Below are 26,264 nucleotides of genomic sequence, written 5' to 3'. Positions count from 1 at the left end.
GAAGCCCCGTCGGCCCACGTCCACGACTTCGCGGACGATCCCAGAGCAGGGTGACCGGCCCGCAGAAGGAGACCAAGCCCAAGAAGATCAGCCCCACGGTCTCCTGCTGTGACCGCCACTACGGCAAGGACGACCCGTTGAGCTGGACCGCAACAGGGATGGTTCGGCTTGCGGGAACGCGGACCTCAGGCGCCGCTCACGATCAGCGGACGGCACGACCTGAGCAGCCCACTGCAGGACCACCACGGCCCCGTACACCGGCGGACAATCCGCCGGGTACGGGGCCGGCAACACCGATGGAAGCCGGCCAGCTGCGGAGAATCGGCCTTCTCAATGGTCATAGCGGATCCCGGATGATCGGCATACGAACTTCCGGTCCTCTACTTCGACTGCGGCTTCGACTGCGGCCCGGACGAGGCGAGCAGTTCTTGCAGGTCCCGTACGAGAATCAGGTCGTAGCGGCCGAGAGATGACAAGTACTCGAAGATCCGTCGCGCCGTCGTCTCCTGGCGTTCCGGGTTCGAATCGAAATCGCGGACGGTGAGCAGCGAGTCGTATTGCTGGAACGGCACCCCGTGGTCTTCTTCGTACTCATGGGTGAGTTCCACCTCGACTGGGTGGCGAGATGTTCGGCCAGGGGCTGGGTCGCTGCTTGCCGCCAGGTGCGAAGCAGCACCGTCAACAGCCAGGCCGTCCAGATCAGGGCGGCTGCCGCGAAGGCCTGGAGGATCTTCGGGCCGGTGCCCGTCGTGAAGTACTCCTGGAGTTCGGCCGTGGATTTGAACGAGCCGACGCCCAGAAAGAGGACGGACGGGAGCACCAGGAGGAAGGGGATCAAGTTCAGGAGTCGCCGTCTGCGGCGGAGCGTGTCTGCTCGGGCTGCTCTGATGACTATGAGCGGGGTCCAGGGGAAGCGCCAGGACGCGTAGCGGATCAGTGCGGCTGCGGTGTCGCCGTCCGTCCGCTCCCCAGCCAGCAGTACGCCGGGGAGTCATCGCTTTCCGCGATGCAGGCAGGCCAGGTCTGCCGTCATCGCCACGAGCAGCGCCAGCAGGGGTGCGGCCCATAGCTTGCCGCTGAGCGTTTCCAGCCACTCGTCGGCGTCGCCGGCGGGATGCGCCGCGGCGTAGTTGTTCAGCGTGTGGTGGGCCACCACCGCGGCGAAGGGGATGGCCGCCAATGGCTTCCACCAGCTCGGGGGCTCGCCACAGGACACCAACTGCCAGTCCTGCCAGGGTCGTCCACATGAGGTGGGTGAAGGTCGCAACCGTGACATCGCCTGTCCGGCCGAGGTGCAGTGTGGCTGCCGGAGACGGAAGCCAGGACGTGAACACCTCGCCAGGGCCCGGGATGTAGGGAGGTGACAGGCTGTCGGGGATCAGCCAACCGTCGTGGCGGGACAGGGCGCGGTCCGCGTCCAGGGAGTAGCGCAAGAGCGCTTCCAGCAGGCCGAAGCCTGCGCCGAGGGCGGCGCCCAGGATGGTGAAGTCCGTCAGGCCCCACTGGCGGCGGACCTTTGCGTACAGGCCTGCCAGCAGGAGAGGTGACACCTTCAACAGCTCCTCCCCCCACGGAGCCGTGGTGTAGGCGGTGGTGTTCACCACCTCGATCAGTGAGCGGCCGGTTTGGGCGGCGATCGCTCGTGTGTAGGTGAGCTCCAGGAGCGCCACGGCCGTCCCGCAGGCGTACATGCCTGCGAGGACGGCCAGCAGCACCGTTGAGAGGCGTACGGAACGTGTCGGCCAGGAGAGCGCGCAGAGCTGGAGGACCCCGTAGAGTGCAGCGGCCGATCGACACTCCTACCTCAGGCCGCGTGTTCGTCGAACGACACAGTGTTGCTCTCATCGGAGCCCACATGCAGGTCCACCGTGACATCGAGTGCCGCTGCCAGCCTGATCAGCAGATCCGCAGTGATCGGGAGAAGACCCCCCAGTTCGACGGCTTCCACTTTGTCGGCGGCCATCCCTAGGCGCTCACCCAGGGCCGACTGCGTCAGCCCAAGGGCCACTCGACGGTCGTACACCAGCTGTCCCAGTGCGAGCGCCAGACGAATCTGTTCACGCTCCGCAACCATCTCTGAGGGCTCGACGCAGTCCTCAGCCGCTCTATGCTCCCGCGACAGCTTCCAGCAGGTGTGGTTCATGGCTCCTCCCGGAACTACGTAACGAGCATCCACCGTGCCCCCTGGGAGGAGCGGCGTACCGCTCCTCCCAGGGGGCCAGAGTCGGGCTTGTCAGCGATTCAGGTCCATGACCCTGACTCCCAGCCCGTCGTAGGCCTCCGGCACGACAGTGGCCACCAGCGCCCCCTCCGGGAGCATCGGGTTCGGTCGCACGACGTGTACGGCTGCTGCGACGCCAAAAGCGACACCGTCGCGGAGCAACTCGGCGACGGTCATGGCCATCGCGTAGTCGTCGTCGATGACTCGGAGTACGTCCAGCAGTACACCCGCGTACGCCACGATCCCCGTGCGCTCGCGCTCAGCCTCCAAAAGACACAAGACGGGCACCCACAGGCGCACGTCATCACTGGACGCCGCGGCATGGATGAGGCCGGAGACCTGCTTGTTGCCACCCATGGCCAGCAGCGTGGGGCTGTCGAGGACGTAGTGTTCGATCTTGTTCAACGGGACGACTCCGCCTCCGAGAGAGCAGCCCTGTGAGCGGCAGTGGCTTCCCGCATCTTGCGCCGCATCTCTGCGGATTCCTCATCCGTCACGTAGTGCCCGAACAGCTCGGCAAGTAGGGCACGGGTGCGATCGGCCCGCTCCTTGATCTGGTCGGGGGTCAGAGTCTCAGCAGCTATCTCCTGCATAAGGGCACGGAGGCTGGTCCCACGCGCCTCCGCCACGGCGGCGAGCTGGTCACGGACTTCGGCGGGCACGCGGATCATGACATCAGACATGCCATTAGTATACGCGACGTATACGTCAATGGCGCCCGAGGCACACTCCTCTCAGCTCTCCGTTCGCGGGAAGGAGACCTCCACCCGTCGGTTCTTCTTTCGTCCCGCCTCCGTCGCGTTGGACGAGATCGGGTACTGCTCGCCGTAGCCGCGTACCTCGAAGGTGACATTCGCGTCGTTCAGTTCCTGGTCCAGGACTGCCTGTACGGCGTTGGCGCGTTGCCGCGACAGGACATCGCCGTGGGCGGAGGAGCCGAGGTTGTCCGTGAAGCCGAAGACGCGGATCCTCGTCGAGTTCTGGGTCTTGATCTCCTCGGCGATCGTCGAGATACGGGCCCTCGCCTCCGCGCCCAGCTTCGCGCTGTCCTTGCCGAACAGCACCTCGGCCTGGAGGGCGAACTTCACGTCCGCGTTGGTGTCTTCCCGGCGTTCGTCGCCGCTCTGGTCTTCGACGACCAGCTTGATGTCGAGGACTTTGGCTTCGGCGAGGGTGGCGCCCTCGGGGAGCTTGAGGTCGGGGTCGTTGGCGTCGACGTTTACGGGGGCGGTGGCGGTGGGTTCGGTGCCTGGGGGGACGTTGGGGGTGTCGTCGGCTTGGGCTGGTGTTGTGCCGAGGGCGAGGATCGTGGCGACGGCGACGGTCAGAACGAGGCGAGGAGCCATGGGTGTCATCGTGCGCCTCACCCAGAGATCTCGATGGGGGCACTGGCAAAGGTCGGCAGTTGGAAGGTCACCTCAGCTGTGCTCGTAGGAGGCGCCGGGAACTGGAGGAATACGGCGATGGATTCACCCGACTTGAGCGACGAAAAGCCTGTCGTCGTGAGCGGACGGCCATCCGTGTCGCGCAAAACGTAGTAGCGCTTCTTATCCTTGCTGTCGACGAGGGTCGCTCCCCCGAGCGACATGCCGTGCCGAAGGATCTCCGTCTCGTCCCCTCGTACAGCGGGGGGCACCGTGATGCGCTGGGCGCCGTCGTTCTTCAAGGCACCGCTCACGGTGACGAAGCCTCCGGCATCACGCTGCGCAGAGGTGATCTGGAGGAGCAGGCCACTTGAGCCCTTCAGCTCCGCCAACGGCTCGTCGGACTGACCTTCCTGAGGACTCGGGTCGGAACCACCCGTCTTGGAAGCAGACGCCGACGTCTCCGGCTTCTTGTCGCCGCCACCCCCGCCGCAGCCGGCCACACCGACGACCAGTCCGGCCGCGACAGTCAACGCGACCATCCCCCTGCGGGCCTTCGTAGTGAACCGAATGCTCATCACTCTGCGTCCTTCGTCAATCGTCGTTCGCTTGTCAGTCGGCCAGATGGACGTCGAAGAGGTCCTCGGGATCCGGCAGATCGGCGAGGTCGTCCGGGTCCAGTTCCCAGTCCGCGTCCTTGCAGGTGAGCTCCGGCAGTACGTCGCCTCCTGCACCCTCCCCGGGGAGTTTGAACGTACAGAGCGGCTCGATCACGGCGGTGGAGGATGCCGTGGACTTCTTGCCCTCCGTACCCGGGACGATCGAGTCTCCGACGGTCTTGTTGGTCTGCACCTCGACCGTGTACTCCAGAAGCTTCGGTGACCAGCAGTCGTTCACTCCGGCGTCGTTCTGCGCGGCCAGTTGGACTGCGCGCCCGCAGCCGTCGTACGGCACTCCGTTGCCGTCGAAGATGGCCTGCCACTTCGTGGGGTCGAGTACGTCCTCCACCCACTTGCCCGCGAGTTGGTCCCGGGTGTCAAGGGCCGCCGCGAGTGCCGCCGCGTCGGCTGCCGTCTGGGCACCGTTCCGATTCGCTGCGGCTTGGCCGACCGCGAGGTAGGCGAACGCGAGAAAGAGCAGGCCCGCCACCACCACGATGTAGATGGGGAAAGCCTGCCCTGCGTCGCTATACCTACGGCGCCGTGTCAACCACCGATGACTTCGTTGATCTTGTCCGTGATCGCGGTGTAGATCGTGTTGCCGATATCCGTCCCCGTAATAGCCAACACAATCGCCACCACCACCGCGATGATCCCCAGGTACTCCACCGCAGTCTGCCCCTTGTCGTTGCGAGCGGCGCGGGACCGAACGTACGAGATGGTCGTGTTGATCCAGTTGCTCATGGTCTGCCCCTCGGGTGTCGTCGCCTCCGGCACGCGCACCGTAGACCGGAACGACCCGTCCGGGACAGGGCCCCAGGGCCCAATTCCCCCCTCGCCCCACCACAGCTCACCCCAGTCCTCGAAGCGAACCCGGCGCCGTACCCAGCCACTTCGCCGCCGCCTCGGAGCGGCTCGTGCTGTGGAGCTTGGCGAAGATGCGGTTGATGTGGTTCTTGACCGTCTTCTCGCTGATGAAGCAGGTGGCGGCGATCTGCTGGTTGTTCATGCCCGATGCGATGAGGTCCATGATCTCCGCCTCCCTCGTACTCAGCCGGAACCGCAACCTCGACGACTGTCTCACACTTGATTGCAGTTGCGAAAGCCCTTTGCGGGAAGTGAGAGGTAAAGGGTCGCCTCGAAAGGTGAAATGACCTGGTGGAGAGGGTGGTTCACGGTCCATCTGCGGAATGACGGCTTCCGTATCTTCGTATGCAGTCGCATCCATGCGTGGGGTGGCCGCCCCCCGCACGGCCGTGACAAGTTGGTCCACCGTGAACTCACCGTGGACCAGATAACCGCATGCCCCCCGCCGCACCGCCTCCTGGACGATCTCCGTCTCTCGGCTGTACGTCAGCATCATGACCGGGGCGATCCCCACCAGGTACGGGAGTGCCGAGATGCCGTCCATGCGAGGCATGCGGACGTCCAGGAGGATCACGTCGGGGCGGTGGCGGTGGGCCGCCTCGCAGGCCTCTCGGCCGTCGGCCGCCTCCGCTGCGACCGTGATGTCCTCGCGGCCGGAGAGCAGGGCGGTGAGGCCTGCCCGGACCACCGGGTTGTCGTCCGCCACGACGACCCGTAGGGGGGTGCGGGGCATCTTTGGCCTCCTCTTCTGGGGGTCAGAGTCAGGGGTTTTCCGGGTTTTCTGGGTTTTCTGGGTTCAGAGCCGCCAAGGGGAGTTCCACGCGGACTTCCGTCCCCTTCTCGTGGGCTCCCTGGCCGATGTCGACGCGGGCTCCGATCGACGCCGCCCGCTCGACCATGCCGACCAGGCCGAAGTGGCCTGCCTTGCGGAGGTGTTCGAGGGTGGTGTCGGCAGGCATGCCTCGGCCGTCGTCGTACACGCTGATGCGTAGTACGTCGCCGTGGACTCCTGCCTGTACGTCTACGCGGGTCGCGGACGCGTGCCGGTGGGCGTTGTCCATGGCCTCCGCTGCGATGGTGAGGAGTTGGCGGGCCACGGCTGGTGGGACACGGGGGGTCGATCGGTCGCCGGTGGGCGTGTAGGTGGCCGGGAGTGAGGTGCGGGTCGTGAAGTCGTGGGTGCGGGCCGCCAGTTCGGACAGTATGTCCGTGGTGTGGGCGGGGTCGGATTCGCGACGCAGGTCCGCCAGGAGTTCCCGGGATTCGGCTGCCGCTCTGCGGGCCGAGCGGGCGACCAGTTCCGCCTGCCGCTTGATGAGGGCGGGATCCTTGACGCGTGCGCCCGCCGAGTACGCCAGGCCGTCGGCTGCCAGGGCCACGCCGTGGAGGGTCTTCGCCACCGAGTCGTGCATCTCCCGGGCCAGGCGGGCCCGTTCCGCGCTGACCGCCTCCGTGACGGCCAGGCGGGCCTTGACGGTCGTCAGGGCCTGGGTGGCCGCGCCGAAGCGCAGCATCAGGTTGCGCAGGGTGGAGCCGACCGCGCCGGTGATGACGCAGAAGCCGGGGAGGAGCAGCGCCTCGGCGGGGCTTGTGCGGCCGTTGGCCAGGGTGGTGTGGACCAGGAGGAGGATCAGGGACTGGAGGGAGGCGAAGACTGCCGCGCCTCGCCAGCTGTAGGCGATGCCGGCCAGGAGGGGAGTGCAGACGCTGACGTAGGCGAGGGTGCTGTCCGGGCCGGCGGAGATCAGGAGCAGGGAGCCGAAGAGGGTGTCCAGGGCGAGAAGGGTGGGGTGGCGCAGGAGGAGGGGGCCGAAGCGTTCCCAGTCTCTGAAGAGGGCGTACGAGGTCATGAAGGTGAGGACCACGGCCGCGCCGACCAGGCGGGCTCCGACGCCGGGGGTGGCGTTGAGGAGGGCGGCGGGGGCGGCCAGGGCGATCATGGCCAGGCGGAAGCCGAAGACCTGGCGGCACATGGCTTGTAGGGCGTTCACCTGGACTGGGATTGCGAGAACGGGAGCGGGTGCGAGTGCGGGTGGGGGTGCGGGTGCGGGTGCGTTGGCGTGCGCCCGGTCTTCGGCCGGGTCTGGATTCCCACCAGCACCAGCGGTACCACCAGTACCACCGGTACCAGCAGTACCACCGGTACCACCCGTACTGGTTTCGTCGTCCAGCGCAGGTGGCCCCAGTGGAGCCTGATCACCATCGGCGGCCGCGCGTCGCTTCACCGTCAACATGGCCCTCCCCCTACTCCCCCGTAATCGACCCGAAGTCCGTCCCCGACCCCAAGATCAACCCCGCTCCCAGCAGGATCATCGTCGCCGGAACCATGAACGTCGTGATCATCATCGTGGCCTTGGGCACCGCCCGCGCGGCCTTGCGGCGGGCGTTCTGCGCGTCGGTGCGGCGCATGTCCTTGGCCAAGGACACCAGCGTGTCGACGATCGGTGCCCCCAGCTCCTCCCCCTGCTGCAACGCCGTCACGAACATCGCCACCTGCTCGGAGTCGTTGCGACGACGCAGTTCCGCGAAGGCCTGGCGGCGGCTCATGCCGAGGTCCATCTGGCGGAGGGTGATGCGGAGTTCGTCCGCCCAGGGGCCTTCGTACTTCGAGGCGACTCGGTCCAGCGCCTGGCGGAAGCCCAGCCCGGCGCTCACCACCACCGCCAGCACGTCCAGGAAGTCCGGGAGCGTCCGCTCGATCACGTCCTTCCTGATCCGGATCGCCGACCAGATGCCGACCTCCGTCCAGAACGCGCCGAAGGCCAGCAGCAACAGGGCCACCAGTACGTCGCCCCGCAGCAGGAAGACCAGGAAGCCGACGCCGCCCAGGAAGCCGTAGACCGCCCTGCGGGCCGCGTAGCGGTCGATGGTCAGGCCTCCGGGGTTGCCCGCGAGGTCGATCTTGCGGCGGTACTTCGCGACCTGCTTGGGGCCCATCAGCCGTAGGACCGCGGGGGCGTAGCGCATGCCCATGCGGTCGATCAGGGAGTCCACCGCGCCGGTGCGGGTGGCGCCGACCTCCAGGGCGACCGCCAGGTCACCGGGCAGCTTCGCCTCCGCCCGGTACATGCGGATGCCCGCGAAGATGCCCCAGACGCCGAGGCCCATCAGCAGTGCCAGTAGGAGTGCCATCGCTCGCGTCCCCTCAGCCCTCAGACGTCGATCCGCGACAGGCGGCGAATCAGGACGAAACCCACCGTGTACAGCGCGAACGCCACGACGACCGCCCCCTGGCCCACCGGTGAGCCCGTCATACGATCCAGCGCGCCGTCCTTCACGCCGTTCATCAGGAACAGCGAGCCCACGCCCAGCACCGGAACCGCGTACGACGTCATGTTGACCTGGGACAGCTGGGTGCGGACCTCGCGCCTCGTCTCCTTGCGCTCCTCCAGCGTCTCCGTCAGGTTCCGGAGGGCGCTCACCACCTGGCCGCCCGCCTTGTTGGACAGGACCAAGGTCGTGACCAGGACGACCAGTTCCCGGGACGGCAGGCGGTCCGCCATTTCCCCCAGCGCGTCGTCCATCGTCGCGCCGACCGCCAACTGGTTGGCCACCTTGGCGAGTTCCTCGCCCGCCGGCGCCTCCAGTTCCTCCGCCGCCATCCCGATCGCCGTACGCAGTGCCAGGCCCGCGTGGGTGGCGTTGGCCAGGATGCGGGAAAGTTCGGGGAGTTGGTTGATGAACTTCTCGATGCGCTGCTGCCGCTGCCAGTTGAGGAACTGGACCGCCGCCCAGATGCCCAGCAGACCCGCGAGCGGGCCGAAGAAGGGGGCCAGGGTCGCCTGGCCGATCAGCCACAGGCCCGCGACCACGGCCAGCATGGCGGCGAAGAACTCGCCGGGGGTGATGTCCAGGCCGGTCGCCGCCAGGCGGAGTTCCAGCTTCCGGCCGAGGTTCGTACGGCGCAGCCGGCGGTCCAGGTTGCGGAAGTGGCGCCGGCGGCCGGTGACCGGTATCTGGCCGGCGGAGGTCAGGCGGTCGACCAGTGCCGCCCGCTGGGCCTTGCCCTTGGCGTACGTGTGCACGCCCACGACGGCCAGTACGCAGGTCAGCAGCGCGATGCCGGTGGTGAGCGTGACGAGTGTCTCGAGTTCCATGGGGGCGGTCCTACCTGGCTTCTCGGGTGGCTAGCTGGTCGGCGGAGTGGGCCACGCCGAAGGCCTGGGGCGTGGGCTGGCCCGCCATGTAGAGGCGGTCGGCGGTACGGCGCGGGATGGGGAAGTGCTGGTAGGCGCCGTAGATGCGGCCGTCGGCGGACATCGGCTCGGCGTCGAAGCGGGCGACCGTGGCCAGCCGGTACGGCTCGCTGCCGTGGCTGTCGAGCAGCGCGATCTCCGTGATGCGGCGGGCGCCGTCGGCGAAGCGGGTGAGCTGGATGATGACGTCGACGGCGCTGTTGATCTGATCGTGCAGCGCCTCGAAGGGGATCTCGACGTCCGACATGGACGCCAGCGTCTTCAGCCGCATCAGCGCGTCCTCGGCGTTGTTGGCGTGCACGGTGGCCAGCGAGCCGTCGTGGCCCGTCGACATCGCCTGGAGCATGTCCAGCGACTCTCCGCCACGGACCTCACCGACCACGATGCGGTCGGGGCGCATCCGCAGCGAGTTGCGGACCAGGTCGCGGATGGTGACCCGGCCCTTGCCCTCGACGTTCGGGGGCCGCGACTCCAGCCGGACCACGTGCCGCTGCTGGAGCTGGAGTTCGGCCGAGTCCTCGATGGTGATGATGCGGTCGGTGTCGGGGATGAGCCCGGAGAGCGCGTTCAGGAGAGTCGTCTTTCCGGTGCCCGTGGCGCCGGAGACGATGATGTTGAACCTCGCCTGCACCAGGCCCGCCAGCAGGTACAGCATGTGCTCGTCGAGGGAGCCGAAGCCGACCAGTTCCTGGAGGGTGAAGGAGCGCGGGAAGCGGCGGATGGTGAGGATGGCTCCGGTCAACGACAGCGGCGGGATGATGACGTTGACGCGCTCGCCGGAGGGGAGACGGGCGTCGACCATCGGGTTCGACTCGTCCACCCGGCGGTTGACCGTCGACACGATCCGCTCGATCGTCTGCATCAGCTGGTCGTGGGAGGGGAAGCGGAGCGGCAGCTGCTCGACCCGCCCGCCGCGTTCGACGAAGATCGCGTCCGGACCGTTCACCATGATCTCCGTGATCGACGCGTCTTCGAGCAGCGGCTCCAGGATGCCGAGGCCGAGCGCCTCGTCGACCACCCGCCGGATCAGCTGGGAGCGCTCCACCGTCGACAGGACCGGGCCCTCGCGGCTGATGATGTGCCCGAGCACCCGCTCCAGCCGCGCCCTGCGCTCGGCCGCCGCCAGCGAACTCATCTCCGCGAGGTCGATCTCCTCCAGCAGCTTGGCCCGGTAGGAGGCGACCAGGTGGCCGTCCTCGCCCCGGCTGCCGTTGTCCTCGGGGGTGTTGATGCGTGCTCGCAGGCTCATGGTGGGGTGCTCCTCGTTCCTGCGTCAGTCCGTGGTCGTGGTCGCGTCGAGCGGCATGGTGGCGGTCTTGGTGGCGGGGTCGAACTCCCAGCCGGGGACGATCGACGGGATCTGGACGGTGGCCGTGACGGTGACCTCGTCGGCGCCGGGCGCCTCCGCGCACTCGGTCCCGTCGGCCAGCCAGCCGCTGACCGCGTTCTGGCACCCCTCCTGGGCGGCACCCGGGTCGAGCGAGGCGGCACGCGCCCCCGCCCGGGCCGCCGTACCGGCCTGCTGGGCGGTGTAGGCGATGAGCCCGATCTGCACGCCGGCCATCGCGACGAGGACCAGGATCGGGATGAAGCCGAGGTACTCGAGGGCGACTTGGCCGCGGTCACGGCCTTCACGGCCTTCACGGCCTTCACGGCCTCCGCGGCCTCCGCGGGCTTTGTAGCCTTCGCAGCCTTTATGGCGAGCCCGCCCCTTCCCGTCGTACGACATCTCAGTCCTTCGCCTCCTCTACGGCGCCCGCGTGGCCCTCGACCTCGAACGGGAAGCCGATCGAGCCGGGGAAGAGGACGGGGACTTCGAGATGGACGTCGGCCGTGACATAGCCGCCGGCCGTGTTGCACTCCACCTCGCCGGTCCACGCGCCCGGCAGCTTGTCCAGCCCTGCCTCCTGGCACGCGCCCTGCCGCGCCCCCGGCTCCGCCGCCGTTCCCGCCCGCACCGCCTCGTCAGCAGCATTCCCCGCGAGCGTGAACGTGTATCCCAGCAGCACGAACTGCCACATCAGCACCAGCGTCAGGATGATCAGCGGGGTCATGCCGAGGAACTCGATGGTGACCTGGCCGTCGTCCCGCCGGCTGCTCCATCGCCCGTCCCGCTGACCGTCCCGTCCGCCGAAGGAAGGCGCCCGCAAGCCCCGCACCCCTATCTCCCCAGCTCTCTGCGCCGCCGGAAGCTGACCGCCCCCCGGTCGCCCCGGAGCCTGCCGCCACCCCGATGGGCACCCTCGGACGCCTTGACCAGCCCCAGCTCCCCGGCCAGACCCCACAGCGCCTGCTTCACCGTGCTCCTGCTGTCGAGCTCGTGCACACGGCCCGCGTCCACAGCGCCCTGGAGTTCCTTGAAGTTGGCGGGGATCGCGATGCCTGCGATGGCCGTGCCGGTGATCTTCTGGATGAGCGGGGGCTGGATCTCCGTACCGCGGGTGTGGCGGTTGACGACCACCGTCGTCTCCTCCGCCTTGCGGATCTGCAGCCGGTCCCACATCCGGACCGTCCGCTTGGCTCCCCGGACCGCGACCACGTCGGGGGTCGTGACCAGCAGGGCCGTGTCGGCCATCTCCACGGCCGCCGCGCCAGCCCCGCTCAGCTGGGCGCCGCAGTCGACGACGACGACCTCGTAACGGGAGCGCAGGGCACTGACGATCTGGCGGGCGGCGCGGTCGGTGACCTCCTCGCCGCGTTCGCCGTCGCCGGGGGCGAGCAGCAGCGCGACGCCCGTGTCGTGGCGGAAGACGGCGTCGGCGAGGACGCGCGGCGAGATGTCCGTGATGGCGGCGAGGTCGACGACCGACCGGCGGAACTGGACGTCCAGGTAGGAGGCGATGTCGCCGGTCTGGAGGTCCATGTCGAGCAGGGCGGTGCTACGGCCGGACGCCTGGGCGGCGAGGGCGAGCTGGATCGCCGTCATCGTCGCCCCCACGCCTCCTTTCGCGCCGCTGACCGTGACGACGGTGCCGCCGACGCCGGTGAACACGTCGCCGCCGGCGCCGAGATGACGCCGTACGCCCACCGACCACTGGGCGACCGCCTGGACGCGGCTGGCCAGCTCCTCGTAGCCGAGCGGCAGCGCGATCAGGCCGCGGGCGCCGTAGTCCATGGCGGCCTGGAAGAGGCCTGGGCTGGCGTCGGAGGTGACGAGGATGACGCCGACGGCCGGGAAGCGGAGGGCGACTTCGCGGATGAGTTCCAGGGCGGGGACGGGGCCGATGCGCTCGTGGACGACGACGACCTCGGGCAGTTCGTCGATCGACTCGGCGGCGAGGCGGGCGAGGGTGTCGATGAGCTGGGTGGAGTCGACCACCGGAGGCACCGGTTCCGCGTCCGGTAGCTGGCTGAGCAGCGTCGTGATGGACCGGACCGCGTCGACGTCGCCGACTGCCGGGAGGATCCTCGTGGGCATGCGGGCCTCACTTGTCCTTCGCGAGTTCGTAGGTGCGGTCCTGCTCCGGTACGGCGGTGTCGGTGCCGGGCGCGACGAGCGCGAGCCGGACCTCCTCGGCGAACGACTCGGCGTAGGTGATGCGCTGGGCGTCGATGGTGGCGAGCGCGAAGGTGATGGGGACGGCTTCGGTCTCCTGCCGGGCGCGGTCGTCAGCATCGGGCTTGAGGGGGGTCAGGTCGCCGACGTCGAGGACCCGGGCATTGGTTACGATGATCTTGGCCTGAGCGGGATCACCCTCCCGCTGCCCCTCGAAGGTGGCGTACACGTTGACCGTCGAACCCGGCGTGATCTTTCCTGCGACGCCGGTCGCCGCATCGATCATGATGGCGACCTCCTGCTGCCCGGGCTGCAGAGCGGGCTGATCGACGATCATGTCGCTCTGCAGCAGGGAGCCCGCCTTCAGCGTGGTGACGGCGATCTTGCCGCGGATCTCGGCGAGGTCGGTGACCGCGGTGTCCGACAGCCAGCGCTCGGGCATCTTGGTCTTCTCGAACTGGCCCGCGTTGAGGCTGGTGTAGGGCTTCACGTCCGACTTCAGCCGGTACGCCGTGACCTCGGGGCCGACCTTGGACTCTACGTCGTTGATGACGGACAGCACGCCGGCGAACGCGCCGAGGGCGCACAGGACCGACAGAAGCAGGAGTATCACGCCGCGGCGCTGACGGGAGTTCATGAACCGTGCAACCTCATCGGGGGGTTGGGTCGTGCGGGGTCGGGGGTGGTACGGGGCGGCCGGTTCGGCTCATCCGGGCCCGGCGGGCAGTTGGTTCTGATACCTGGGCGACCTCTCCAACGCGCGCGAGCTGCCGTACGCGGATGAGTTCCCGTGGGCCTCGCGGGTGCCGTGGGTCCCGTAGGCCTCGTAGGTCTCGTAGGCGGATGAGCTCTCGTAGGCGGATGAGCTCTCGTACGCGGGCGATTTCTCGTACGCGCGCGAGTTCTCGTACACGGGCGATACGGGCGCTGTGGCGGAGCAGAAGACGCAGCGGTCGCCGATGACCTCGATGCCGCACCAGTGGCACGCGCTCTGCCGTACCGAGGTGACCAGCTGGTACAGGACCGACAGGTCGGGCAGGAAGGTGCAGAACTCGATCAGCTTGCCGGTCCCCCACCAGGCCGAGGACTCGGCCGGCAGCGGGGCCTCGCGCAGGCCCTGCACGCGCCAGGCCTTGGCCAGGTCGGCGGTGACCCAGTCGGACTGGAGCTGCCCCTTGGCGACGAGCATCGAGGTGGCGAACTCCGGCCCCGCGAGGGTGGCGCCGGGCCCGATCCGTACGAGCTGAGGCTGCGGATGGGCGAGCACGCCGAACTGACTTCCCGGCACCCACGACTTGGCGTGCGACTTCAGGCCCACGGGGACACGGTCGAGTTTGGCGACGGAGCCGAGGAGCGCCCCGGCGTGCAGGTAGTGCGTGAGCAGCCGGCCGGCGGAGGCGAGCACGCCGGGGCTGAGGTCGCAGGAGGCGAGCTGCCGCAGCTGGCGGGCCAGCACGGCGAGTCCGAGGGGCGGCAGATCGGGACGGAACAGGGCGATCCGGTCGCTCTCCAGGAGATTCCTCACGGTATACAGGCGCCGCTCCACTCCCGGGGAGACCGCGCCCGAGTACACGACGATCACATGCCCGTGCTGGTCGATCAGCGACTGCAGGGCGGCCAGCGACTGATCGAGGGACTGGCGGTCCAGGTCCGACAGGACGGCCGCGGGCATGGTTCGCTCATCCTGCGGCGGCAGCGCCATGTCGGCACTGGTCACGGCAATGGCAGTTGGCACGCGCAGCTCCCCGAATCCCCATGCCTGTCGGTCCGTCGGCGTGACTCCGGCGCACCCGGTCGACTTCACTGCGTAACTACCTGAGCACTGTATCCACGGCTCTATGACCGGAGAACAGCGTTTCTGTGACTTCCTGCTTGTCTCGTGGGCACAAAAGAGGGTGATTCCGGGCCAGATGGGGCGCACTTGCCACGATGACTTTCGTGGCGAGGGTGAGTTGAACGAGCGCTATTGACACGCATTGGTCTGGCACAGCCTTTGCCCTTGGGCTGGCAGGTACAGGCCAGGCATCCGCCGCGGACGTCAACAACGCGAAGAACTCCGGCTTCGAGTCCGGCCTGAGCAACTGGACCTGTTCGGCGGGCAGCGGTACGACGGCCTCCGCGGCGACACACAGCGGCTCGGCCGCGCTCAGGGCGACGCCCGCGGGGCAGGACAAGGCCCGGTGCGCTCAGACGGTGGCGGTCCGCCCGAACTCGACGTACACGCTGAGCGCGTGGGTGCGGGGCGAATACGCGTACCTGGGCGTGACGGGCACGGGCACGACGGACGTCTCGACGTGGACGCCGGACGCCGCCGCCTGGAAGCAACTGTCGACAACCTTCACCACAGGCTCCTCGACGGCCTCGGTGACGATCTACACGCACGGCTGGTACGGCCAGGCGCCGTACTACGCGGACGACATCTCGGTGTACGGCCCCGACGGCGGCGGAGGCGGCGACCCGGACCCGACGATCCCGGGGGCGCCGAACGGGGTCACCGTCACGAGCACGACGGCTTCGTCCGTGTCGCTGGCGTGGAACCCGGTGTCGGGAGCGACGGGTTACCGGGTCTATCGGGACGGGGCGAGGGTGACGGCGGTGACGGGCACGTCGGCGACGGTGACGGGCCTGGCCGCCTCCACGTCGCACTCCTTCCAGGTCACGGCGACGAACGCGGCGGGTGAGTCGGTGAAATCGGCGGCGGTGACGGGGAGGACGACGGCTCCCTCGAACGGTAGCGCAGACCTGGTGCCGAAACTCGCGGTCACGGGCTACTGGCAGAACTTCAACAACGGCGCGACGGTCCAGCGCCTCTCGGACGTCCAGTCCCAGTACGACATCATCGCGGTGGCCTTCGCGGACGCGACGACGACGCCGGGCGCGGTGACGTTCAACTTGGACTCGGCGGGCCTGGGCGGCCACGGGTTGCCGTAACCATCCGCATCGGCCGGACACGTTGACAATCCCGGCAGGCAGGCAGTCGGGGCGGGACGTCGTAGCCGTCATGGGCCGGCGTCCCGCAGCCGCCGCGCGATGTCGATGTCCCGCCGCAGGGCGCTGAACCGGGGCGGCTCCCGGCTCGCGTCGAGAACGACGACATGCAGCTGGTCCCCGACCCTCGGCGGGGCGATGTTCTCGTCCCACCAGGAGGGGTGCTTCAGCTGGTCGATGAATCCGGTCCCACCAGCGGCTTCGACCATCACTCCCACCCGGGCGACTGCGACGACGGTCACATCGAGTTCCTGGTGATCGCGGATCGTCATTTCGCCACTCAACTCGGACAATGCGCGCGGAGAGCACAGGAGCACAGTCCGGAAGGAAGTCTTTACCTGGCCAGGTAGTTCAGGCTTCGCCGCCCAATACTTGGCGGCATCCACGAGGGCATTATAAAAAGGGCCACGCTCGCCACTACTTCCGGAGAGCACGAACTCGGCATCGTCGATGGTCAGCAGAAAATGAGTCGCCGGGAGCCAACTCAGATCCAGCAAGCAGTCGCGCAACGCACCCCAATTCCAGCCAAAGTATTCTGGCAGTCGCATGTGTTCGTAGAACTGCGTGAAAACTCCATCAGCATCGGCCATCTCCCGCCCAGCCATCCTGGCCGAGTAAAAGAGGCCGGTCGGCGGTAGTGCATAGGCTGCATGCGTCTCCGCGGCATCGGGAACGACCTGCAAGAATGGGCTGGAATCGCTCCACCACAGGGTTTCGGTCAACGGCCTCTATCCAACGCGATGTAGGTCTGATAATGAGTGGGAGTGTACGTAGACTCTGAAGTCACCACCTGACGGGAGCGATGCGCTGAGCCATGACAGCATCGATGAAATCTGCCGGCGGCTCGTAGGAGTGGGCCGCTACATAATGAAAGACGAGATCTGGCGCGATCATCCACTCGCCGGACTTCGACACTACGCGAACTTCGGCGCCACCGAGTGAAACTTTCTTCCCGGCTACGTAAACAGTTGTTGGGTAGGGCTCTGCATAGCCGACGTGTGGAAGCTGACAGCTGTGCCACCCGCGCATCTTCATTTGAAGGTTGCCCCTCACGATGAGGGCAAGAGAATCAATGAAGCCCGCTGAAACGTTCCCCTGATTGTATCCTTTGTCTGGCTCCAGCCAGCCCACATTGACCGCACTCACTCCTGCCGGAATCGACTCTCTGACATATCGGTACGGAGACAGGTCTTCATAGTGAGTCAATTTCACACTCCCGTCATTTCGACTTTCCCCAAAGAAGCCGTAAGGAAGTAGATGCACCAGGCTGGATTGACAAAATTCAGCCAGTTCTTTCTGCTCGTCAAGTGGCGCATCCAATAGACATCCTGAAAGCCCTGATGGTCTCACGTCCACTCGGACCCCGTTGCAGCAAACAGCACGGCTTTCGAAGAAATCTCGGAATATATTGCTACCGGCCACAATCGCTTCGACACCGGTGGGAGATTCCAGCCGAAGACGCCAAGGCCTGTCTCCTTCGACCAGCATTCTCCACTGAACCTCCTGTCCGTTAACTTCGACACGAATCGAGAATTCTTGCCCGAGGGTGCAGCCGACGGAGATGTTCTGCCAGGACTTGTACGACCGTGACGTCGTCCGCCCGGCCTCGATGGCGTGCGGAACTGGAGGCCCTTAGTCGACCTCGCCGAATCAGTCTTCCGGGATCGAGACCTGCCGGAGACGCTCGATGATGAGCTCGAAATCTGACAGTGCCCTGAAGCAGAACTCCTGATCCTGGACATTAATCAAGTGGACGACTTCCGCGAAAGCGGGATTATCAAGACCTTGAGCCTCGTTCAGAATCCGGGTGGGCAGTAGGAGCCAATTTCTTCGCGTTCTGTCGAGCGTCCACTCGACTTGGGTCGGTAGCGCTCTCACAGCATCTTCTATGAGCTGCGCGACCCGTTCCTGAGGAGACGCGTAGCGCCATCCCATGTACGGCACCTGGGGGTAGCCGTATACGGGATGAGACTCTGAAGGCAACTTAAACCATGCCAGTTCCCCGAACCTGCTGAGTACTTGCATCGCCTGCATGCTTCGAGCCGACATGCGGGAATCCATTCATGCATCACCAGAGGGGTCCGGAATACCCTCCGTCTTGGACGAGAAGTTTCTTTCCCGGGTTCAACAATCGAATGGCTCGCTCGTAGTCCCCGTACGGAATCGGATCTGATCTCATCGCCGGGTCGTACACGTATCTCCCATCTGTGTAGACATCATGATATCGATACTCCGGCACTACCTTACCTGAATTTTCAGGGATGTTGATAGCGGAGTCGTTGCGTGTAGTGAAGTTGATGATTTTTCCTTGGCCCCCAGTCTCCCTGAGAATATACTCGGCGATTTCCGAACAATCGATATTCCCGCCGATCGGTGCAGACCTCATCGCCTCGGTCGCCGCTCCATCTGGTGGATAATTCGGATTCGCCTCTCTGAAGTCGAAAATCCCTCGACGAGAATTCCCATCGCCAGGATAATCTGGGGCAAGTCCGAGCGAATCGGAATGTATGTGCGGGTTGTGGACGTAGGCGGCCGGGTTGGGGGCGGGGGTGAGCCCAAGGGGATCGGAGGTGAGGTAGCGGCCTGCTTCGGGGTCGTAGTGGCGGAAGTAGTTGTAGTGCAGCCCTGTCTCAGGGTCGTAGTACTGGCCGGGGAAGCGGAGGGGGGTGTAGGTGTTGCTGTTGGCGGCCCATGCGGTGGTGCCCCACAGTGTGCTGCGGGTGTGCCATGCGATCTCGCCGTGTTCGTCGATGAGTTCGCTGGGCGTGCCGACGAGGTCGGTGACGATCGCGAAGAAGCGGGAGTCGATTTCGTCCTGTGGGGCGTCGGTGGTGGTGATGCGTTCGGTTTGGGCGATGGGGCGCAGGCCCTGGTGGTCCCAGGTGAGGGTGACCGGGTTCGGTAGCTGCGGGGCGGTCGTCGTCTGTTCGCAGAGTGTGGTGCCGTCCCAGGTGAAGTCCACGTGCTCGACGACGGTTTCGCCGTCGTCGGCCATACGGAGTTTTGCCGTACGGCGGCCCAGGGGGTCGTAGGTGTAGCGCCAGTGCGTGCCGTCCGGAGTCGTTACCGATATGAGCCGGTCTTCGGCGTCCCATTCGTAGCGCCATGTGTCTGGCTTGCGGGACAGGCGGGTCTTCTGGCGCAGGGTGATGCGGCCGAGGGCGTCGTGTTCGTAGCGGACGTTGCCGGCGCGGGTGATGCGGGTGCCCACGTACTCGCGTGCGCCTGTCGCTTCCTGGCCCGGGTGGTCGGTAGGCCACGACGCCGAGGTCTGATTGCCAGCCGCGTCGTAGGCGTACGTCTCCGTCCAGTTCGCCGCGTGGACCGCCGTCACCCGGCCCGCTGCGTCCAGGTCGAAGCGGCGCGTGCCGGACAGTTGGTCGTCGATGCCGGTCAGGTTGCCGTCGGCGCGGTAGGTGTACGTACGGGACTGGACCGTGCGTCCCTCCGCGCCCGTCACTGATTGGGCTGTCAGGCGGCCGAGGGAGTCGAAGCCGTGTTCCAGGGTGACCGTCTCGCCGACGTGGCGTGCCAGTTCGCGGCCTGCCAGGTCGTACGTGACGTCGATGGGGCGGCCTGAGGCGACCATGCCGGTGCGGCGGCCTGCCGCGTCGTACGACCATGTCGTCGTCGCGCCGGTCGGTGTCGTCCGGCCCGTTCGGCGGCCCGATTCGTCGTAGGTGTACGTCAGTTTGCGGCCGTCGACCGTCTCCGAGCGCACCCGGCCGAAGCGGTCCCGCAGCAGGGTCAGTGTCGTGCCGTCCGGGCCTGTCGCCTGTGCCAGCCGGTCGGTCATGTCGTACGCGTACGTCGTGACCTGGCCGGCCGCGTCCTTGCGGACCACCCGGCCCAGTTCGTCGCGCTCGAAGGTCATGACCTCGCCGAGGGCGTTCGAGCGGGAGGCGAGGCGGTCGGCCATGTCGTACGTGTAGGTGAGCGTGCGGTCGTCGAAGTCCGTCTCCGTGACCAGGCGTCCGGCGGCGTCGTAGGAGTACGTCCATGTCAGGCCCTGCGGGTTGGTGACCTTTGTCAGCCGCAGTTCCATGTCGTGGTCGAACTCGTAGCGGACGCCGTCCGGTCCCGTTCGGGCCGTCAGCAGGTCGAAGTGCGTGTACTCGAAGTGGGAGACACCGCCCAGCGGGTCGGTGTGGCTGGTGCAGTTGCCTTCGCCGTCGTACGTCCAGGACTCGGCCGTGCCGTCGGCGGCTGTACGGCGGGCCAGGCGGCCTTCGACCGTCCATTCGAGGCGGGTCACCGCACCCGTAGGGTCGGTGATGGTGACAGGTCTGCCGAAAGTGTCACGTTCGTAGCGGGTCACTGCCCCGAGGGGGTCGGTGATGTCGAGCGGAAGGCCCGCCAGGTCGCAGCGGACCGTGGTCGTGTGCCCGAGCGGATCGGTCACCGAGGTCAGGTGGCCCGCCTCGTTGTACGCGAACCTGGTCGTCTGACCCGCGGGGTCTGTCACTGACGTCCTGTTGCCGCGATCGTCGTACGTCTGGCGTAGGACCGTGCCGTCCGGGTTCACCACCTTCACCGGCAGGCCGAGTTCGTTGTACTGGGCTCTCGCCTCGCGGCCGTCGGGGCGGATCAGGGTGAGGAGGTTGCCCGTCTCGTCGTAGCGGAACGTGGTCCGTCGGCCGAGTGGGTCGGTGTGGGAGAGGAGGCGGTGGTAGCGGTCGCGTTCGAAGCGTGTGACCGCGCCCAGCGGATCGGATTCGGCGACCACCTGGTAGGCGTCGTTGACGACGTAGCGGCGGGTGTGGCCTTCGGCGGTGGTCGCGGTGGTGACGCGCAGGCCGGTTTCCGGGTCTGTCTCGTCGTAGGACAGGCGCAGGGTCATGTGCCCGTGCGTGCCGCCCTCGGCTACGCAGCGGTCCTGGTCGTCGTACTCGTAGGTGTAGCCGCGGTCGTTCGTGTCCGTCCAGGAGGTGACGCGACCGGCTTCGTCGTAGGTGAAACGCAGGGGCAGGCTTGAGGAGTTGATGACCTCGGTCAGGTGACCGTCGGTGTAGCCGTAGCGCATCAGCACCTGATCGGCAGCCGACAGGCGCAGAGCCGTGACTCTGCCTGCCTCCGTGGAGACGCGTACGTCGTAGCCGGCGCTGGACACGATCCCTAGCGGGGTGCCCTCGGTGTCGTACTCGAAGGTGATCCAGTTGCCGTTGTGGTCGTCGATCTGTTCCAGGACGGCCAGGTCGTCGGCGCGGTCGGTGAAGTGCCAGACGCGGCGTGTCTGTGGGTCGGTGACCGTGTAGCCGCCGTCTTCGCGGTCCAGCGGCCAGCGTGGGCCGTGGCTGGGGAGGGTGGGGAGGCCGGGCGCGGGGTGCGGGTAGGCGAGGAGCAGGCCGTCCTCGGTGACGAAGACGACACCCTCGGAGTCGATTTCGAGGCGCTGGTCGAGGGTTGAGGACCAGGAGGGGCCGAACCAGCGGCCGAAACGGTATCCCGATTCCACGCGCCGCTTGATGACGAGGGGGAGGGCGCCCGGCAGCGTCACGTCCGTCTGCGGCAGATACATCTTGCCGGTGGTGAGGTCGACCGGGTCCGTGGGGTCCTTTTTGACCTGTTCGCTGGGGTTCGTTGTGTCGTGCTCTTCGGGGCTGTTTCTGGCAGCGTCCGCCGCCGAGTTGTCGGCGCCCCTCTTCGCATCCTTGAGCGCTGCCTGTTCCGCGGCCTCCTCCATGCCCTCTCTCGCCGCGGCCCGCACGCCGCCTCGCGCCAGCCCCATCCCCTTGGTGCCGATCAGCTCCGGCAGCAGCCGACCGCCCCCCTCGGCCGGATCCTTCATGAAGCCCTCCCACGCGGACTTCACCGCGCGCTCGGGATGCGCGGCCGTGGAGACCAGACCCGACAGCGTCATGCTGACGTTCTGGGCGAAGGCGGCCGGGTGGGTGAGGTTGTACGGGTCGATCGGGTTCAGGCCGCGGGCGAAGTTGACCAGGCCCGCTGTGCCCTTCGCCGCGCCTCCCACGACGTGAGTGAGTTCGGTGTTGACGGCGCCGAGGCCGTCGGCCGCGTTGGACTTCAGCCGGTCGAGGGGCGGCGGTTCGGCGGGTGCGTGGGCGAGGGCGGCGCGGACCGTTTGCGCGGCGGTGCGGCCGGCGTCGTTGCGTTGGCGGCGGGCCTCGTCGAGGATTTCCTGGGCGCGTTTGACGGCGGCCTTGTCGTCGGCTTCCTTGCCCGCCTTGTAGAGGTTGATCGCCTCCAGGGCCTGGCGCTGCGCCCACTCGACCGTGTCCGCGTACGCCATCAGGGCACTGGCGGCCTGGTCGCAGGCGTCGGCCGCGTGCAGCCACTTGGTGGGGTGCATGGCGAACTTCTCGCGGAAGGTCTTGGCGGCCTCGCCCTTCCAGTGCGAGGAGTCCAGCTTCCGCATGCCCTCGCCCACCGTGTCGAAGGCGGTGTGGAAGTCCTTCAGGTGGGCTGCCGTCCGCCGGATGCTGCTGGTATTGCCGTGCACCAGCTGGACCGGCTGCTCGCTCTGGCCGAGTTGCTGCTCGCCCGGGGTGGCGCCGAGTTCCGAGGCGAGGTTGTCGCCGACGACGTCGACCGCGTCGGCCCAGTCGTGGGCGCCGATGTCGTCCAGGCCCTCGCTGACGACGTTCGCGCCCTTGTCGATGCCCTCGCCGACGAGCTTCTTGCCCGCGTCGACGCCGTCTTCCAGCTTGCCCAGACCGGAGTCGACGAAGTCCCCGATCCCCATCAGCCCGCGTCCCCGCCCTGCTCGGCCCGCTGTGCCTGCTCGGCCGCTTTCGCCCGTTCCTCAGGAGAGGGCCCGAAGGGGCCGTCGAGCGCCTGCTCGTACTCGCTGTCGCTCACCCCGGCCGCACTGCGCAGGTTCTCCGGGTTCAGCCCCATCGGGCCGATCGTGTGCGAGGTCATGACGTCCCGGCCGGCGTCCTTCCAGCCCTGCTCGCTGTTCTGCCACGCCCGGTCGAAGGACTCCGCGCTGTAGTCGGGGTCCGCGAGCGCGTTGTTGCGGGCCAGCTCTCCCCAACTCATCTGCGTGGCCTGGTCCTCGGTGGCGTAGGGGTTGCCCACCGCCGAGTTCGCGACGACCTTGATCGCGCCTTCGACGTACTGGTCCGTCTCGTAGTACGTGCCCGCCGAAAGGTGCACGCCCTCGGCGAAGTCGTTGCCCTCCGTGACGAGCGCGCGTACGCCCCACTCCCAGCGCTCGCAGAACGGCTTGAATGCCGACGTCAGCTCGCCTTCGCCCAACTCCAGTCCCGACAACTGCAACTCGGAGAAGCCACGGCCGACCCCGGCGAGGCTGTCGATGCCGAACTCCCTGAGTTCCTCCAGGGTCAGCGTGATGCCCTTGGCGATCTGGTCGAGGCCGACCGCCTGCAGATCCTTGTCGCCGTTCCCGCTCACCGTGATTTCTCCCCGTACGTCTCCGTGTCCAGAGCTGCCGCGTCCGGCACGATTCCGGTGACCGGCGGGAACAGCACGCCGTCGCCCTCACTGCCCACGTCCAGAGCCACCCCGCACGGGACGCCCGTCGCCGGAACGGCGGCGTCGAGCAACCGAGCCCCCAGGACACGGCGGTACGGCCATTCCCGCGAGCCCTCACCCCTTGCGATGGCGAATCGAGCGAGCGCCGCCTCGTCCGAGAAGGCATAGATCCAGCGGATTCCGACGTAGTCCCCGGTCAGCGGTGTCTCGTCCTCGACGATCGGCAGCAGTACGGCGGTACGGCGGAACTCGCCGAGCAGCACGGCGAACTCCCGGCGTCTGCGGGCGACTTCGTCGGCCTCCGAGGCGGCGGCTCGGCTGGTGGGAGGCTCGGAAGGCTCGTTGGGAGTGGGCGGCGAAGGCGACGGATCCGCCTGCGGGCGGTCCTCGGGCCCAGCGTCCAGCGGCGCCGCCACCTCGATGTAGTCGGACAGACGTGACCTGGGTATGTGCCCGGCTGCCGAGTCGCTTCCCCCTGGATCTGCCACGCGGGGATCATCACATCGGCATATTGCCGGACGCAACGCCGACACTCGACCAAGCGTTCAGGATGGCCGGTTGTCGGCAGCGGTGCCCCGACGGTCTCGTCCGGTTCGGGTGCTGGACGGGCGAGTTGAGGCGGTCGCTAAGGTTCATCACCGGCCGAATGATCGTCGACGGAGGCTTCGTGACCACACCGCCGCCCACGCCCCCTTACCAGCAGCAGCCTCCCCTGCCGTACCAGCAGCAGCCGCCGCCCGTACCGCATCCGGCGTACGCGACGCCCCCGATGCCTCCGCAGCCCCACCCGTACGGCGGCCCGGTTCCCCCGGGAGCCATGCCGGGCGGCGCCACGTGCGAGGTGTGCGGAGCCGCCCCTGCCGCCGCGGTGACGGTCCGTGGGCATCAAGGCATGCTCGTGATCATGCGCTTCCTGCGGCGCCAGGGGGTCTTCTGTCGGCCCTGCGGAACGGCCGTCTTCCGTGAGATGCAGGCGGACACCCTGGTGCAGGGCTGGTGGGGCCCGCTGTCGGCGATCATCACGCCCTTCATCCTGCTGGTGAACCTCAGCGCGAGGTCCACCCTGCGCGCCCTGCCTGAGCCCACCACCTGGGGCTGGCGTCCACCGCTTGACCCGGGCAAGTCCGTTATGCGACGCCCTGCCGGCCTGGTCGCCGCCATACCGCTGGCAGCGCTCGCCCTGGTCGTGCTGGCCATTCCGGTGCTGTTCGTCATAGGGCTGGTCGCCGGAGATGATCCACCGGAGAAGCTCTCGGTCGGCTCGTGCGCCCGCAACGACGGTTCCTGGAGCGCCCAGGATCTGAAGCCGGAGCCCTGCGGTTCGTCCGGCGCGGAGTTCCAGGTGACGGAACCGGGGGCGGAGGGGTGCCCGGCGGGGGACTATCTCGCCTATCCGAAGTACAGCGCGGACGGGGTGACGACGTTGTGTCTGCATCCCGTTGGGCGGTGAGGGCGTTTGTCAGAAGAATGGTGAGCGGAGTCGCCATGGATGCGCAAGGCCGGCCAGTGGTTAGCCGAAGAGGAGGTCGACGTCGCTCTCAACACAGAACTGCAGGACGACCAACAGCTGGCGGATGTCGTCGATGTGTCGTTGGAGTAGCGGATCGACGCTTGCCTCGTGCCGCCGATCGACGATTTCCTGCAGGTGGGGCAGCATCGCGGCGCACTGGTCTGGCGTGAGGTCGGGACCTGCCTCGTCGGGATGGTTGAGAAGTGGTGCCAGCGCGGTGGAGACGTCGCTCCAGGGACGCTGTCCGCCGAAGCTGTGCATCTCCTCGAGCGCGAATCCCTCGGCCTGCGCCAGCCACCGCCGGAACACTCCGAAGCCGGTGTAGGACCAGGAGACATCCGGACTGCCGGTGTCGTCGTCCCCTGGGAACAGAACAAGCCCCACGATGTCCTCCTCGTTGACCGAGCACACAGGATCGGCCTCAAGAAGGAGCGACGGCAACTGAACTTTGATGGCTGGCCGCCAGGTTCGGCCCCCCTGCGTAAGGCCGAGGCCGCCGTCCTTGAGGCCGGTCGGACGGCGGCACGGCCGTACAAGTCCTGGCAGACCACTGGCAACTCCGGACGGCCCACACGAGGCCGACGACCGGGATCGGGGGTGATTGGCAGATCTGTTCCACCCCTGCGAAGGAAACCCCCAGGTGAGGTGGCCGTGCCGGTGGAACAGATCTGCCAATTACTGGGTACGCGTCCGGGCCCCCGCGCAGATCGCATCGCGACCCGGGGCGGTGGCCTCGTGCGGCCGGCCGGCCGGAGTCCGGCCGTCTGGATGGCTACACCACGCGGCGGGGCGCGGCCGGATCCTGATGTCCGACCCTGGTAGCCCCTGGCTCACGCCCCCTTCCGGTAGCCGGTGGTCCGCCCGTACGACGCCGCGCTCGCCCTCGGCAGTGTTGCCCACGTGCGCGTCCCGCCGCCGGGTTCTGGGGACTCGCCGAAGCCCCAGGTGCCGTCGCAGGCCCGGCAGACGCAGGCCAGGACGCGGAGGGCGGCTCGGCGGCGGGTGTCGCAGGCCGTGGCGAGGTGGGGGTGGGTGTGGCGGGGGTGGGTGTCGTAGGCGATCAGGCGGAGGGTGGAGGAGCGGTAGCGGAGGGAGAGGTAGAAGTTCGGGGATTCCGTGAACTGGACTGCTGTTGCCGTGAGTTCGCCCACTGCTTGCAGGGCTGGGTCCAGCATGTCTTGCAGGTCGTGGGCCTTGAGGACCTCGCGTGTTGCCGCTCTTGCGAGTGACGGGCTGGCCAGGGCCGCGGGGAGGGTGAAGCTGTAGGACAGGGTTTCGGGGATGGGGGCGGTGGGGTCGGCCGTGTAGGTGGGGGCCAGGGGGCAACGGGAGATGGGCATAGCAGGACTCCTCTTGTGTATGGACCGACGGTTGGTGCAGTCAGTGGCTCGTCTCCCTGGCGCAGGCCCACCCCTCCCAGGGAAGGAGCGTGCGGGCAGGCTCGCGCGATGCACTCCCAACTGCGGTGTGTAGCTTGTGCCTTACTGAATGTAGGGCATGCGGGG

The 26,264-nt window shown here is 67.6% G+C and carries 27 protein-coding genes and 3 pseudogenes; 2 read left to right on the top strand and 28 right to left on the bottom strand.

Annotation, left to right across the window (positions count from 1 at the left end; translation table 11 throughout):
* Positions 1–380: 380 nt before the first annotated feature.
* From Q4V64_RS33495 to Q4V64_RS33405, 20 genes and pseudogenes are all read right to left on the bottom strand, one after another.
* Entirely contained in the window at positions 381–608 is a 228-nt protein-coding gene (locus Q4V64_RS33495; protein ID WP_253266895.1) for a hypothetical protein, read from the bottom strand.
* A gap of 383 nt (positions 609–991) precedes the next feature.
* Complete coding sequence (locus tag Q4V64_RS33490) at positions 992–1,216, bottom strand: hypothetical protein (RefSeq protein WP_253266896.1); 225 nt, start codon at positions 1,214–1,216, stop codon at positions 992–994.
* Between the two features lie 253 nt (positions 1,217–1,469).
* Positions 1,470–1,691 (bottom strand): annotated as a pseudogene (locus Q4V64_RS55390) (PrsW family intramembrane metalloprotease); the annotation flags it as partial.
* Between the two features lie 113 nt (positions 1,692–1,804).
* A complete protein-coding gene (locus Q4V64_RS33485) occupies positions 1,805–2,143 on the bottom strand; it encodes a helix-turn-helix transcriptional regulator (RefSeq protein WP_124439505.1) in 339 nt (112 codons plus the stop codon).
* Positions 2,144–2,233: 90 nt separating this feature from the next.
* Complete coding sequence (locus Q4V64_RS33480) at positions 2,234–2,626, bottom strand: hypothetical protein (protein ID WP_124439506.1); 393 nt, start codon at positions 2,624–2,626, stop codon at positions 2,234–2,236.
* Positions 2,623–2,904, bottom strand: coding sequence for an Arc family DNA-binding protein (locus tag Q4V64_RS33475; RefSeq protein WP_124439507.1), 282 nt, complete (start codon positions 2,902–2,904; stop codon positions 2,623–2,625). The genes Q4V64_RS33480 and Q4V64_RS33475 overlap by 4 nt, the downstream gene beginning before the upstream one ends.
* Positions 2,905–2,955: 51 nt before the next feature.
* Complete coding sequence (locus tag Q4V64_RS33470) at positions 2,956–3,576, bottom strand: OmpA family protein (protein ID WP_124439508.1); 621 nt, start codon at positions 3,574–3,576, stop codon at positions 2,956–2,958.
* Positions 3,577–3,584: 8 nt separating this feature from the next.
* Positions 3,585–4,163, bottom strand: a complete 579-nt coding sequence (locus tag Q4V64_RS33465) for a hypothetical protein (protein ID WP_124439509.1) — start codon at positions 4,161–4,163, stop codon at positions 3,585–3,587.
* A gap of 34 nt (positions 4,164–4,197) precedes the next feature.
* Positions 4,198–4,794 carry a pilus assembly protein TadG-related protein gene (locus tag Q4V64_RS33460; RefSeq protein ID WP_124439510.1) on the bottom strand — a complete coding sequence of 199 codons (597 nt, stop codon included), beginning with the start codon at positions 4,792–4,794 and terminating at the stop codon, positions 4,198–4,200.
* Positions 4,791–4,988 carry a hypothetical protein gene (locus Q4V64_RS33455; RefSeq protein WP_124439511.1) on the bottom strand — a complete coding sequence of 66 codons (198 nt, stop codon included), beginning with the start codon at positions 4,986–4,988 and terminating at the stop codon, positions 4,791–4,793. Before Q4V64_RS33455 ends, Q4V64_RS33460 begins: the two co-directional genes overlap by 4 nt.
* 106 nt (positions 4,989–5,094) lie before the next feature.
* On the bottom strand, positions 5,095–5,844 hold the full coding sequence (locus Q4V64_RS33450; RefSeq protein WP_124439512.1) for a response regulator transcription factor: 750 nt from the start codon (positions 5,842–5,844) through the stop codon (positions 5,095–5,097).
* A gap of 28 nt (positions 5,845–5,872) precedes the next feature.
* Positions 5,873–7,345: a histidine kinase gene (locus Q4V64_RS33445; RefSeq protein WP_124439513.1), complete on the bottom strand. Its 1,473-nt coding sequence runs from the start codon at positions 7,343–7,345 to the stop codon at positions 5,873–5,875.
* Between the two features lie 10 nt (positions 7,346–7,355).
* A complete protein-coding gene (locus Q4V64_RS33440) occupies positions 7,356–8,243 on the bottom strand; it encodes a DUF5936 domain-containing protein (RefSeq protein ID WP_124439514.1) in 888 nt (295 codons plus the stop codon).
* Between the two features lie 20 nt (positions 8,244–8,263).
* Positions 8,264–9,208, bottom strand: a complete 945-nt coding sequence (locus Q4V64_RS33435) for a type II secretion system F family protein (protein ID WP_124439515.1) — start codon at positions 9,206–9,208, stop codon at positions 8,264–8,266.
* Positions 9,209–9,218: 10 nt separating this feature from the next.
* On the bottom strand, positions 9,219–10,556 hold the full coding sequence (locus Q4V64_RS33430; RefSeq protein ID WP_124439516.1) for a CpaF family protein: 1,338 nt from the start codon (positions 10,554–10,556) through the stop codon (positions 9,219–9,221).
* A gap of 24 nt (positions 10,557–10,580) precedes the next feature.
* Positions 10,581–11,036, bottom strand: coding sequence for a TadE/TadG family type IV pilus assembly protein (locus tag Q4V64_RS33425; protein WP_124439517.1), 456 nt, complete (start codon positions 11,034–11,036; stop codon positions 10,581–10,583).
* Position 11,037: 1 nt separating this feature from the next.
* A complete protein-coding gene (locus Q4V64_RS33420; protein WP_253266894.1) occupies positions 11,038–11,361 on the bottom strand; it encodes a pilus assembly protein in 324 nt (107 codons plus the stop codon).
* Positions 11,362–11,468: 107 nt separating this feature from the next.
* Positions 11,469–12,725, bottom strand: a complete 1,257-nt coding sequence (locus Q4V64_RS33415) for an AAA family ATPase (protein ID WP_124439518.1) — start codon at positions 12,723–12,725, stop codon at positions 11,469–11,471.
* A 7-nt stretch (positions 12,726–12,732) separates the two neighbouring features.
* Positions 12,733–13,440: a Flp pilus assembly protein CpaB gene (cpaB, locus tag Q4V64_RS33410; RefSeq protein WP_124439519.1), complete on the bottom strand. Its 708-nt coding sequence runs from the start codon at positions 13,438–13,440 to the stop codon at positions 12,733–12,735.
* A 273-nt stretch (positions 13,441–13,713) separates the two neighbouring features.
* Positions 13,714–14,505: pseudogene (locus tag Q4V64_RS33405) on the bottom strand (hypothetical protein); the annotation flags it as partial.
* A gap of 263 nt (positions 14,506–14,768) precedes the next feature.
* Between Q4V64_RS33405 and Q4V64_RS33400 the strand changes: the two are divergent.
* A pseudogene (locus Q4V64_RS33400) lies at positions 14,769–15,722 on the top strand (carbohydrate binding domain-containing protein); the annotation flags it as partial.
* Between the two features lie 80 nt (positions 15,723–15,802).
* Here the strand turns inward: Q4V64_RS33400 and Q4V64_RS33395 are convergent.
* From Q4V64_RS33395 to Q4V64_RS33370, 6 genes are all read right to left on the bottom strand, one after another.
* Positions 15,803–16,513: a barstar family protein gene (locus Q4V64_RS33395; RefSeq protein ID WP_253266891.1), complete on the bottom strand. Its 711-nt coding sequence runs from the start codon at positions 16,511–16,513 to the stop codon at positions 15,803–15,805.
* Between the two features lie 61 nt (positions 16,514–16,574).
* Positions 16,575–17,279, bottom strand: coding sequence for a hypothetical protein (locus Q4V64_RS33390; protein WP_253266892.1), 705 nt, complete (start codon positions 17,277–17,279; stop codon positions 16,575–16,577).
* Between the two features lie 162 nt (positions 17,280–17,441).
* Positions 17,442–17,825, bottom strand: a complete 384-nt coding sequence (locus tag Q4V64_RS33385; protein WP_124439520.1) for a hypothetical protein — start codon at positions 17,823–17,825, stop codon at positions 17,442–17,444.
* A 34-nt stretch (positions 17,826–17,859) separates the two neighbouring features.
* Positions 17,860–22,494, bottom strand: coding sequence for a putative T7SS-secreted protein (locus Q4V64_RS33380; protein WP_124439521.1), 4,635 nt, complete (start codon positions 22,492–22,494; stop codon positions 17,860–17,862).
* Complete coding sequence (locus Q4V64_RS33375; RefSeq protein ID WP_124439522.1) at positions 22,494–23,168, bottom strand: hypothetical protein; 675 nt, start codon at positions 23,166–23,168, stop codon at positions 22,494–22,496. Before Q4V64_RS33375 ends, Q4V64_RS33380 begins: the two co-directional genes overlap by 1 nt.
* Positions 23,165–23,737: a hypothetical protein gene (locus Q4V64_RS33370; RefSeq protein WP_303713412.1), complete on the bottom strand. Its 573-nt coding sequence runs from the start codon at positions 23,735–23,737 to the stop codon at positions 23,165–23,167. The genes Q4V64_RS33375 and Q4V64_RS33370 overlap by 4 nt, the downstream gene beginning before the upstream one ends.
* Before the next feature lie 158 nt (positions 23,738–23,895).
* Between Q4V64_RS33370 and Q4V64_RS33365 the strand changes: the two genes are divergently transcribed.
* The gene (locus Q4V64_RS33365; RefSeq protein ID WP_303713410.1) at positions 23,896–24,699 is read left to right on the top strand and encodes a hypothetical protein; all 804 of its coding nucleotides are present in this window, start codon (positions 23,896–23,898) and stop codon (positions 24,697–24,699) included.
* A 60-nt stretch (positions 24,700–24,759) separates the two neighbouring features.
* Here the strand turns inward: Q4V64_RS33365 and Q4V64_RS33360 are convergent, their stop codons facing one another.
* Positions 24,760–25,200 carry a hypothetical protein gene (locus Q4V64_RS33360; RefSeq protein ID WP_303713408.1) on the bottom strand — a complete coding sequence of 147 codons (441 nt, stop codon included), beginning with the start codon at positions 25,198–25,200 and terminating at the stop codon, positions 24,760–24,762.
* Between the two features lie 389 nt (positions 25,201–25,589).
* Positions 25,590–26,099 carry an ATP-binding protein gene (locus Q4V64_RS33355; RefSeq protein ID WP_124439524.1) on the bottom strand — a complete coding sequence of 170 codons (510 nt, stop codon included), beginning with the start codon at positions 26,097–26,099 and terminating at the stop codon, positions 25,590–25,592.
* Positions 26,100–26,264 lie beyond the last annotated feature (165 nt).

It is taken from the genome of Streptomyces sp. NL15-2K (assembly GCF_030551255.1).
Taxonomy (GTDB): Bacteria; Actinomycetota; Actinomycetes; order Streptomycetales; family Streptomycetaceae; genus Streptomyces.
This window is presented reverse-complemented; position numbering and strand designations above follow the sequence as displayed.

Bases quoted from the DNA above. Each gene is read 5' to 3' on its own strand.
- Q4V64_RS33390 (WP_253266892.1), bottom strand. From the start codon at position 17,279: ATGCTGGTCGAAGGAGACAGGCCTTGGCGTCTTCGGCTGGAATCTCCC.
- Q4V64_RS33435 (WP_124439515.1), bottom strand. From the start codon at position 9,208: ATGGAACTCGAGACACTCGTCACGCTCACCACCGGCATCGCGCTGCTG.
- Q4V64_RS33470 (WP_124439508.1), bottom strand. From the start codon at position 3,576: ATGACACCCATGGCTCCTCGCCTCGTTCTGACCGTCGCCGTCGCCACG.
- Q4V64_RS33430 (WP_124439516.1), bottom strand. From the start codon at position 10,556: ATGAGCCTGCGAGCACGCATCAACACCCCCGAGGACAACGGCAGCCGG.
- Q4V64_RS33415 (WP_124439518.1), bottom strand. From the start codon at position 12,725: ATGCCCACGAGGATCCTCCCGGCAGTCGGCGACGTCGACGCGGTCCGG.
- Q4V64_RS33380 (WP_124439521.1), bottom strand. From the start codon at position 22,494: ATGGGGATCGGGGACTTCGTCGACTCCGGTCTGGGCAAGCTGGAAGAC.
- Q4V64_RS33355 (WP_124439524.1), bottom strand. From the start codon at position 26,099: ATGCCCATCTCCCGTTGCCCCCTGGCCCCCACCTACACGGCCGACCCC.
- Q4V64_RS33425 (WP_124439517.1), bottom strand. From the start codon at position 11,036: ATGTCGTACGACGGGAAGGGGCGGGCTCGCCATAAAGGCTGCGAAGGC.
- Q4V64_RS33440 (WP_124439514.1), bottom strand. From the start codon at position 8,243: ATGGCACTCCTACTGGCACTGCTGATGGGCCTCGGCGTCTGGGGCATC.
- cpaB (WP_124439519.1), bottom strand. From the start codon at position 13,440: ATGAACTCCCGTCAGCGCCGCGGCGTGATACTCCTGCTTCTGTCGGTC.
- Q4V64_RS33465 (WP_124439509.1), bottom strand. From the start codon at position 4,163: ATGAGCATTCGGTTCACTACGAAGGCCCGCAGGGGGATGGTCGCGTTG.
- Q4V64_RS33455 (WP_124439511.1), bottom strand. From the start codon at position 4,988: ATGAGCAACTGGATCAACACGACCATCTCGTACGTTCGGTCCCGCGCC.
- Q4V64_RS33420 (WP_253266894.1), bottom strand. From the start codon at position 11,361: ATGACCCCGCTGATCATCCTGACGCTGGTGCTGATGTGGCAGTTCGTG.
- Q4V64_RS33485 (WP_124439505.1), bottom strand. From the start codon at position 2,143: ATGAACCACACCTGCTGGAAGCTGTCGCGGGAGCATAGAGCGGCTGAG.
- Q4V64_RS33475 (WP_124439507.1), bottom strand. From the start codon at position 2,904: ATGTCTGATGTCATGATCCGCGTGCCCGCCGAAGTCCGTGACCAGCTC.
- Q4V64_RS33445 (WP_124439513.1), bottom strand. From the start codon at position 7,345: ATGTTGACGGTGAAGCGACGCGCGGCCGCCGATGGTGATCAGGCTCCA.
- Q4V64_RS33385 (WP_124439520.1), bottom strand. From the start codon at position 17,825: ATGCAGGCGATGCAAGTACTCAGCAGGTTCGGGGAACTGGCATGGTTT.
- Q4V64_RS33450 (WP_124439512.1), bottom strand. From the start codon at position 5,844: ATGCCCCGCACCCCCCTACGGGTCGTCGTGGCGGACGACAACCCGGTG.
- Q4V64_RS33365 (WP_303713410.1), top strand. From the start codon at position 23,896: ATGATCGTCGACGGAGGCTTCGTGACCACACCGCCGCCCACGCCCCCT.